We start from the raw sequence: 6,032 nt of genomic DNA, 5'->3' as shown, positions 1-6,032 counted from the left end.
ATCGGAACGTTCTTGCAACGCGCCTTCTAGTAGTTCTAAAACTTTTGTTCGCAACATTTTTTAGTATAAAAAGAGGGGACTTTCCGTCCCCTCAATTAATTTTTCGCCTTTCAACGCTGCAAATATATAATATTTTATTGATTTTTAAAGGATTTTAGGATAAATCCATGAAACAATTTATTTGATTACAAACAAAAAACCTTAACAACTTAGACATTTAACGCTTAATTCAAGTGCGCCTTTAAAAGCCAATTCGACCTTACCTAACTTGAACACAACAGACAAACTGAACACAAACTTCGTATAAAGTCTGACAATTTCTCGCCCACAAACTTTTATCCTAAAAACAAAAAACCCTCACTAATTAAAGCAAGGGTTTAAATTTACGTTGGCCTACTAGGGCTCACTTCGGCTACGCTCAGCATAAACTTCTCGCCCCACAAACTTTTATCCTAAAAACAAAAAACCCTTACTAATCAAAGCAAGGGTTTAAATTTACGTTGGCCTACTAGGGCTCGAACCTAGACTCTTCTGGACCAAAACCAGACGTGTTGCCAGTTACACCATAGGCCATTGTGTAATTGAGGGTGCAAATTTAAAACAAACTTTTATATCTACAAGTATTTTTTAAAAAAATAATAGTTAAAACATAACGTTTACTTAAAAAGATTTGCTGTAACGTAATTATTGTTAAATTCGCCAAAGCAATTAAACACAGAAAAATGGCACAATTCAACTTTAAAAAATGGAACACTATTTTAGGCTGGTTCTCTTTTTTAATCGCTTTAATTACATATAGTTTAACCGTAGAACCAACAGTAAGTTTTTGGGATGCTGGCGAATATATTTTAACCTCATCGAAGCTACAAGTTGGTCACCCACCTGGAGCGCCACTTTTTCAAATGATGGGTGCATTTTTCTCTATATTTACTTTTGGCAATAACGAACTTGTAGGTTGGATGATGAATATGATGAGTGCCGTGTCGAGTGCTTTTACTATTTTATTCATGTTCTGGACCATAACTTTACTCCTAAAAAAGTTAGTTGGTACCAACTCTGAAATCACACAACCTAAAGCCATGGCTATTTTAGGAAGTGGTTTAGTAGGTAGTTTAGCTTTTGCCTTTACCGATTCGTTTTGGTTTAACGCCGTAGAAACTGAGGTTTATGCGATGGCGACTTTAATTATGTCAGTACTATTTTGGTTAGGCCTACGTTGGGAACAAGATATGGATAACCCACGCGGTAATCGATGGTTAGTTTTAATTGCTTTTATTATTGGTTTATCGTTTGGAGTACATTTTATGGGATTGTTAACTATTCCTGCTATCGGACTTATTTACTACTTTAAAAACTACAAAACTGTTACCTTAAAAAACTTTATTATTGCCAATGTGGCTTCGGTTGCCGTTTTATTATTCATTTTTAAACTTTTAGCGCCTAACATTCTTAAAATATTTTCAATGTCGGAGATATTTTTTGTAAACAGCATTGGGTTGCCCTTTAATTCAGGATCAATTATTGCGCTTATTGTACTAATTGCTCTTATTAACTATGGATTACGCTTCACGAGAAAAAAAGGTTATGTACATTTAAATACTGCCGTACTTTGTCTAACCTTTGTAATTATTGGTTTTTCAACATGGTTAATGCTACCTATTCGCGCGAATGCTAATGTGGTTATTAACGAAAACAACCCATCGAGTGCTCGTGAACTTCTAGCTTATTACAACCTAGAACAATACCCAGAAACACACTTGTTTTATGGACCACAATTTACAGACCAATATGCTTATTTAGATGATAACAATCCGTACATAGACGACAAACCTAAATATGAAAAAGATGAAGAAAAAGGCGAATATGTTATTGTAAACGATTACAAAAATGCTAAGCAAAATTATAACTCGAAACATGCGTCTATTTTACCACGTATGTGGAGTGCCGAACATGCCGAGAATTACATGATGTTTTCTGGATTTTTAAATTTTAAAGTAAAACCAGGTTTACAAAACGATTTTTACAGAGCCGCAACAAACGCTGGCTTACCCGAAGACCAAGCCAATGCTTATGCCTTAAACCAAATTACGCAATACAAAGCACAAATTAGCGAATTTAAAAACCAAGTCGCTCAAGGGAATGTAGATTACGAAGATTATAATAACTTCTTAAAAACAGAAAAAAACAATATTGAAATTGAAAAACCATCGTTAGCGAGTAATATCGCTTACCTTTTTGAATATCAATTAGGTTATATGTACTGGCGTTATTTTATGTGGAATTTCTCTGGAAGACAAGATGATATACAAGGTCGCTACGACAACCACGGCAACTGGATTACAGGCATAAAATTTATAGACGAATGGCATTTAGGCTACTCGCAAGACAATTTACCAAGCGATGTTAAAAACAATAAAGCCAGAAACACCTATTATTTACTACCATTAATTTTAGGATTAATAGGTTTCTTCTTCTTGTTTAATAAAGACAGAAAGCGCTTTTGGGTTATGCTAGTATTCTTCTTATTTACCGGTTTAGCCATTCAAGTTTACACCAATGTTCGTCCGTTTGAACCGCGTGAGCGCGATTACTCGGTAGTTGGTTCATTTTATGTATTTGCCCTTTGGATTGGTTTTGGGGTTTACGCCATTTTTGATGCTTTAAAAGCTAAAGTAAACTCTAAATTACTAGCCCCAGCCATTAGTGTGGCATGTTTAGTTTTAGTACCAACCATTATGGCCGCTAATAACTGGGACGACCACGACCGATCTGAAAAATACACCGCCAAAGCAATGGCTAAAATGTATCTTGATTCCTGTGCCGAAAACGCCATTTTATTTACCATTGGAGATAACGATACGTTTGCTCTTTGGTACGCCCAAGAAATTGAAGGTTACCGTACCGATGTGCGTGTAGTAAATACAAGTTTATTTCAAACCGATTGGTATATCGACCAAATGAAACGTAAGGCTTACGAAAGTGATCCAATACCGTCGCAGTTAGTACATAAAAACTACCAATACGGCACCAACGATTATATTGTTATTGAAAATGTAATTAAGGATACACTTGATATTAATCAGTTTTTAGATTTTGTTCAAAGTGATAACCCGAGAACAAAATACAAGTATGTTTTAGAACAAAAAGGCTACGACCTTTCGCAAATTCGCAGTCAAGATTTAAACGCCACCTACATGCCTACGCCGCATTTACGTATTCCGGTTAACAAAGTAAATGCGTTAAAATCTGGTATTGTAAAACCCAAAGATGCCGATAAAATTGTTCCGTATATTGATATTGAAGTTAAAGGTGGTGCGCTTTACAAAAATCGTTTACTGATGCTCGATATTGTTGCTAATAACGAATGGAAACGCCCAATTTATTTTACCGGCGGAAGCTTTGGTGACGACGATTATTTATGGATGAAAAACTACCTGCAGTTAGACGGCATGTGTTACAAACTAGTACCAATAAGGACTGAAATTGATAAAAACAATCCGTTTGACATGGGACGTGTTGATGCCGATTTAATGTACGAGAAGGTAAAAAAATGGGATTGGGGTAATAGCGGTAGTGCCAACATTTATCACGACCCAGAAACCCGTAAAAACTCCATTACCTACCGTGGCAATTTAGCACGTTTAGTAGAGCAACTTATTAATAACGATGCACCTAAAAAGGCAGAAGAAATAGCCGATATAGCTATGGAAAATATGCCAGTTGATTACTTTGGCTATTACACCTTATTAGAGCCTTACATAAGTGCATACTACGAAGTAGGTAACAAAGAAAAAGCTCGTAATTTATACAAACAAGTCGCTTTAAAATATCAGGAAAACTTAAGCTATTACAGCAGTTTAAAAATTGAAAAGCAAGAGCGTTTATTTGAAGATATTTATACCGACATACAACGTTACAAGGCATTACTTGATGTATTGGTTGCAAACGATTTAGAATTTGCCGAAAAAGAAGGCGAAGTATTTAACAACCATTTAAGAGCGTTTAGATATTTTTATGGAGATGAAGGCACTCGCGAGGATGAAGCTCAAACGGAATTAGATTTACCGCAAGATAGTAGCAGTTCTATACAAATAGATACAACAAATTAATTGGCATAAGGCATGACCTTAACTCCTATTAAAACCCCAACGGTTGCAAAAAAGTTGTTTCCAAACTATGTTTGGGACATACCTGCAACCAAAAAGGTGTTGTATTTAACTTTTGATGATGGCCCAACACCCGAAGTTACACTTTGGGTGCTAAAAACCTTAAAACAATACCAAGCCAAGGCTACCTTCTTTTGTATTGGCAATAACATTGAAAAACACCCAGACATTTTTAATGCTGTGATTTCTGAAGGGCATTCGGTTGGAAACCATACGCACAATCATTTAAAAGGTTGGAAAACGCCAACAGAAACTTATATAGAAAATACGCTTGAAGCACAAAAAGCAATAGACTCGCACAATCAGAATTCAGAATTAAGAACTCAGAAATTATTTCGTCCGCCATACGGTAAAATAACCAACAAACAAGGTAAACAACTTATTAACTTGGGTTATAAAATAATTATGTGGGATGTTATTTCGTTTGATTGGGATAAAAATATAACCAACCAAACCTGTTTAAATAACGTAATTAACAACGCTAAAAGCGGAAGCATAATCGTGTTCCATGATAGTGTAAAAGCACAAAACAACATGCAATATGCCCTACCAAAAGTATTAGAACATTTTGCTAAACTTGGTTTTACTTTTGAGGCTATTGTTTGTAGCTAAATACCTAAAAAAATCTTAACTTTAAACTTTAGGGAGTAATGTTATTCCTTGTTGTGCATAATTTGAAAAAATATAAAAAAAATGAAAGCAGCCGTATTTGAGGAATTTAAAGGAAAAATTCAAATAAATAATGTCTCTTATCCAAAACCAAAAAGTCACGGAGTAGTAATAAAAATTAAAGCAACAGGTATGTGTTTAAGCGATTGGCACGCTTGGCAAGGACACGATAGTGATATAATATTGCCTCACGTTCCGGGACACGAATTAGCAGGAGAAATTGTGGAAATTGGAAAGGATATTAAAAATTTTAAAATAGGTGACCGTGTTACAGTTCCTTTTGTAGGTGGATGTGGCAGTTGTTATCAATGTCATTCTGGAAACCATCAAGTTTGCGACAATCAATCACAGCCTGGATTTACACATTGGGGTTCATTTGCAGAATATATGGCCTTAAATCACGCAGATTTAAACCTTGTGAAGTTACCCGATGAAATAACATATGAAACTGCCTGTATACTTGGATGCAGATTTATAACTTCATTTAGAGCTGTTGTTGAACAAGGTGGGCTAAAAGGTGGTGAATTTGTTGCAGTACACGGTTGTGGTGGTGTTGGCTTATCTGCTATTATGATAGCAAATGCTTTAGGTGCACAAGTAATTGCAGTAGATATAAATGATAAAACCTTAAATCTAGCAAAGGAACTTGGTGCCATAGAAATAATTAATAGTAAAAATTCAAAAGATATAATTGGAGAAATAAAGGAATTAACTAAAGGAGGTGCTCACGTTTCTCTAGATGCTTTAGGTCATCAAGAAACTTGCTTTAACTCAATTTCTAATCTTCGAAAAAGAGGAAAACATATACAAGTTGGCTTAATGGCTGGTTCTCATAAACATCCACAAATACCAATGGATAAAGTAATTGCTGATGAACTTGAAATATTAGGAAGTCACGGTATGCAAGCATACAAATACCACGAAATTTTAGAAATGATAAAAACAGGAAAACTAACTCCAGATAAACTTTTAGAGAAAACTATTTCACTTGAAGAAAGTATAGAGATATTACCTGAAATGAATAAGTTTAAAAGCAGTGGTGTAACTGTAATTAACTCATTTTAATAAAAACTATGCCCAACAATGGCTATAAGTAATTGCTTGTTCTCGCCTACTTCTGAAAATCCTCGCGGATTTTCAGTTTGGTGTGTACTTGTAAAGTTAAGTGCTAACCCACGCAACTACTCATAGCCGAGA

The 6,032-nt window shown here is 35.1% G+C and carries 3 protein-coding genes and 1 tRNA gene; 3 read left to right on the top strand and 1 reads right to left on the bottom strand.

Annotation, left to right across the window (positions count from 1 at the left end):
* Positions 1-500: 500 nt before the first annotated feature.
* Positions 501-573: transfer RNA gene (locus tag PK35_RS09390), tRNA-Gln, on the bottom strand.
* Between the two features lie 149 nt (positions 574-722).
* Between PK35_RS09390 and PK35_RS09385 the strand changes: the two genes are divergently transcribed.
* The 3 genes from PK35_RS09385 to PK35_RS09375 all read left to right on the top strand — a co-directional run bounded on the left by PK35_RS09385 (position 723) and on the right by PK35_RS09375 (position 5,900).
* Positions 723-4,109, top strand: coding sequence for a glycosyltransferase family 117 protein (locus tag PK35_RS09385; protein ID WP_044626465.1), 3,387 nt, complete (start codon positions 723-725; stop codon positions 4,107-4,109).
* A gap of 12 nt (positions 4,110-4,121) precedes the next feature.
* On the top strand, positions 4,122-4,778 hold the full coding sequence (locus PK35_RS09380; protein WP_044626464.1) for a polysaccharide deacetylase family protein: 657 nt from the start codon (positions 4,122-4,124) through the stop codon (positions 4,776-4,778).
* 81 nt (positions 4,779-4,859) lie between these two features.
* Complete coding sequence (locus tag PK35_RS09375; protein WP_044626463.1) at positions 4,860-5,900, top strand: zinc-dependent alcohol dehydrogenase family protein; 1,041 nt, start codon at positions 4,860-4,862, stop codon at positions 5,898-5,900.
* Positions 5,901-6,032 lie beyond the last annotated feature (132 nt).

The organism is Neotamlana nanhaiensis (assembly GCF_000943555.1).
Lineage (GTDB): Bacteria > Bacteroidota > Bacteroidia > Flavobacteriales > Flavobacteriaceae > Neotamlana > Neotamlana nanhaiensis.
The sequence above is the reverse complement of the archived record's forward strand: the minus strand, read 5'-3'. Positions and strand labels throughout refer to the sequence as shown.